We start from the raw sequence: 2805 nt of genomic DNA, 5'->3' as shown, positions 1-2805 counted from the left end.
GGTCGCGACCGGCCCGGGATGAACGGTGTTGACCCGGATGCTCGACGGCCCGAGCTCGTTCGCGAGGGTGCGCGCCAGCCCCACCACCGCGTGCTTACTCGCGGTGTACGCCGCGGAATTCGGCGTCCCGCGAAGACCGTTGGTCGAACTGATGATCACGATGGCGCCGCCCTCGCCCATGTGCGGTACACCGGCCTTGACCGTGTGCCATACGCCGGTCAGGTTGATGTCGAGCGTGCGCTGCCAGTCCTGTGGGTCGAGTTCCCATGTCCGCCCGCCGGCGAGGTGAATTCCGGCATTCGCGACGACGATGTCGAGGCGTCCCAGTGCCGCGACGCCGTTGGCTACGGCACCCGTCACCGCCTCCCAGTGACTCACGTCGGCAACGCCCGTCACGCAACGTCGACCGCGGTCTTCGACATCCCGTGCGGTGTCGAGCAATTCGTCGCTCGCCGTGGTGGCGTCGAGCGCGATCACATCTGCGCCCTCGTCAGCGAAGCGCTGACAATGCACCCGTCCCGTGCCCCTCGCCGCGCCAGTGACCAGCACCACCTTGCCGAGCAGTCTCTTCATCGCGGCATCTCAACCAGATCGAAGCCCGGGTAACCGGTCCTGGCCACGTCGTCGCAGATGTCGTTGTATGCCGCGAAGCCGCCGACGAACAACATGAATCCCCTTGGCTTTCCGGGCACGTTGGCTCCCATGTACCAGGACTCCGCCTTGGTGAACAGCATGGCCTCGGCGCGGCGGGCGCATTCGGCCCCCCAGCCGTCCACGGCGTCGCGGGTCGCCTCGATCGCGGCCAACCCGTGGCGATGGAGGTAGGCAATGGTTGCGGCGATCCAATTCACCTGCGCCTCGGCGTGCAGCACCATGTTCGCCAGCACGGCGGGCGCCCCGGGACCGGAGATCAGGAACAGGTTGGGGAATCCGTCGACGCCCAGCCCCAGATAGGTGCGTGGCCCCTGTGCCCAGTCGTCCCGCAGCCGACGACCGCCGCGTCCGATGATGTCGATTTTGGCCAGCGCACCGGTCAGGGCGTCGAAACCCGTTGCCAGCACGATCATGTCGACGTCGTAGTGCGCGCCGGCGGTTCTGATCCCGGTGCTGTCCACGGCTTCGATCGGTGTGTCGCGCACGCTGATGAGCGACACGTTCGGCCGGTTGAAGGTGCTGAAGTAGTTGCTGTCGGTGCAGATTCGCTTCGTGCCGATCGGGTGATCATTGGGGATGAGCAGGTCCGCCAGCGCAGGGTCGTCGATGACCGCGCGCACCTTCTCCTCGTAGAACTTTCGGGCCTCGTCGTTGGCGGTCAAGTCGGTCAGCTGGTCGGGGAACGTCTTCGAGAACAGCACACCGCCCAGCTGCCAACGCTTTTCGAACGCGGCCCGACGTTCCTCCGGTGTGAAGTCCATCGTCGGCTTCGGCGCCGTGATGTGTGGTGACCCGCCACCGCTGCGCCACGAGAGCCGCCGCCGTTCCGCGTAGTTCGCCTTGATGTCGTCGAGTTCCCGTGCGGTCAACGGCTTGTTGCCGGCCGGGACACTGTAGTTGGGCGTGCGCTGGAAGACAAAGAGACGTTTGGCGTGTTCGGCGATGATCGGAATCGATTGAATGCCAGACGAACCGGTGCCGATAACGGCGACCCGCTTGCCGGTGAAATCGACGGGATGCCGCGGCCACGCGGCGGTGTGGTAGATCTCGCCCGCGAACGAATCGAGGCCGTCGAAGTTCGGCGTCAAGGCGGCTGACAGCGGACCCGTCGCCATCAGGCAGAACCGGGCTGACAGCACGTCATCGCCCTCGGTGGTGACCCGCCAGCGCAGCGCGGTTTCGTCGAGCACCGCGGACACGACGCGGGCGCGGAACGTGATGTCGCGCCGCAGGTCGAGTTTGTCGGCCACCCAGTTCAGGTAGGCGAGGATCTCCGCCTGGGTGGCGTACTTCTCGGTCCAGTTCCACTCTTGCTGCAGTTCATCGGAGAACGAATAGCAGTAATCGACGCTTTCGACGTCACAGCGCGCCCCCGGGTATCGGTTGCAGTACCAGGTGCCTCCCAGCTCCGGCGCCGCCTCCAGGACCCGCACGGACAGTCCCTGACTGCGGAGCTTGTGCAGGGCGTAGAGGCCGGCGAACCCGGCGCCGACCACCACAACGTCGACCTGCTCCACGCTATTCACAGGCACCGACGGTATGTCCTGCCACCACGACCGCCGGGGCCGGTTCCCGGTGACCGGACACTGCGGTGACGATGAATTCTGAGCGCTTTTGCTTCCGCTCATCGGGAACGGCTTCGGCTGAGGCACCAACTGCGGTAGACCATTACTAAGCCTCCAGACGTAAGGACACCAACATGAGCGAACGGGTACTCGACCGGGTCGTGGCGATGGCGGATCAGTTGCGCGACCAGGCCCCCGAGGCCGAGCGGATCGGCCGGCTCACCGATGACACGGTCAAGCTGATGAAGGGCGCCGGCCTGATCCGGCTGCTGCAAACCAAGCAATATCAGGGCTTCGAGGTTCACCCCCGCGAGTTCGCCGAGACGACGATGGCGACCGCGGCGCTGGACCCGGCGGCCGGCTGGATCGTCGGCGTCGTCGGTGTGCACCCTTATCAGTTGGCGTACGCGGACCCGAAGGTCGCGGCCGAAATCTGGGCCGACGACGTCGACACGTGGATGGCCTCGCCGTACGCACCGCAGGGGGTGGCCAGGCCGGTCGACGGTGGGTACATCTTCAACGGCCGCTGGCAGTTCAGCTCGGGCACCGACCACTGCGACTGGATCATCCTGGGCGCGATGCTGGG

Annotated in this window: 2 protein-coding genes and 1 pseudogene; 1 reads left to right on the top strand and 2 read right to left on the bottom strand. The window is 66.1% G+C overall.

Annotation, left to right across the window (positions count from 1 at the left end):
* Both A5697_RS16125 and A5697_RS16120 read right to left on the bottom strand, forming a co-directional pair.
* A partial coding sequence (locus A5697_RS16125; protein ID WP_068011383.1) for an SDR family NAD(P)-dependent oxidoreductase occupies positions 1-573 on the bottom strand: 573 nt, incomplete at its 3' end.
* The gene (locus A5697_RS16120) at positions 570-2186 is read right to left on the bottom strand and encodes an NAD(P)/FAD-dependent oxidoreductase (RefSeq protein ID WP_068011382.1); all 1617 of its coding nucleotides are present in this window, start codon (positions 2184-2186) and stop codon (positions 570-572) included. The genes A5697_RS16120 and A5697_RS16125, both read right to left, overlap by 4 nt.
* Positions 2187-2353: 167 nt before the next feature.
* Here A5697_RS16120 and A5697_RS16115 point away from each other — a divergent pair.
* Positions 2354-2805, top strand: a pseudogene (locus tag A5697_RS16115) (hydroxylase); the annotation flags it as partial.

The sequence above is a fragment of the Mycobacterium sp. E3251 genome (assembly GCF_001666835.1).
GTDB lineage: Bacteria > Actinomycetota > Actinomycetes > Mycobacteriales > Mycobacteriaceae > Mycobacterium.
The sequence above is the reverse complement of the archived record's forward strand: the minus strand, read 5'-3'. Positions and strand labels throughout refer to the sequence as shown.